The following is a 798-nucleotide window of genomic DNA, read 5'->3' on the forward strand; positions in this document are numbered from 1 at the left end:
AACATCCAAAACGGCGGCCGCCGTACGCAAGCAGTCACCCGTTGTGGTCAAAAATCTGCTCGCCTTTCTGGATCAGGAACCACTGAGCGCCCGCTACGACGGCTATACCTCCTGCCCGGTGGTCACCGGTTATGGCGAGGTGATGCTCGCGGAATTCACCTACGGTGGAACCGTAACGCCCACATTGCCCCTGAATCCGTTCAAGCGGTCGCGCTTTTACTGGGTGGTCAAAAAACATCTGCTGCCACCTTTCTATTGGCGTTACATGCTGCGGGGTAAAGAAGGCGACATCGCGCACAAAGAGCGCCACTGACATCCCCCTGTTACTACCGCCGGTTCTTTGCTTAGGACACATCCGTCTAAGCAAAACGGCGGCGTTGCCTTGAGTTTTTGTTAGCCTGACTCACTATCAAAGTCACAGGATCACGGAACCCATTGGAGCCCGACTTCGCATGAACGCCCCCTTGCCACCCTCACCTTTGAACAACGCCCAGCGCCAGCAAATCGACGCCCTACTCCGGGAATTGAACGAGCAGCAACTGGACTGGGTCCAGGGCTATCTGGCCGGCTACCGAGCTGCGTTGCACGCCGGCGGCGAACCATCCGGCGCAAGCGGTTCCGCCGTCACACTGACCATACTGTACGGCTCTCAGACCGGCAACGCCGAAACCCTGGCCGAACAGCTGGCGGAACAGGCCCGCGCCCAGGGGCTGGACGTCGAGTGCCTGGATATGGACGAATTCCCCGTCCGGCAACTGAAAAAGACCGAACGGCTCGCCCTCATCACCTCCACCCACG

1 protein-coding gene and 1 pseudogene are annotated in these 798 nt (G+C 59.3%); both read left to right on the forward strand.

The features are described from left to right. A pseudogene (locus B3520_RS04450) lies at nt 1-313 on the forward strand (pyridine nucleotide-disulfide oxidoreductase); the annotation flags it as partial. A gap of 139 nt (nt 314-452) precedes the next feature. After that, nucleotides 453-798: flavodoxin domain-containing protein (locus B3520_RS04455; RefSeq protein WP_286875489.1), on the forward strand; the 346-nt coding region annotated here is incomplete at its 3' end.

The sequence above is a fragment of the Marinimicrobium sp. UBA4509 genome (assembly GCF_002388575.1).
GTDB lineage: Bacteria > Pseudomonadota > Gammaproteobacteria > Pseudomonadales > Cellvibrionaceae > Marinimicrobium > Marinimicrobium koreense.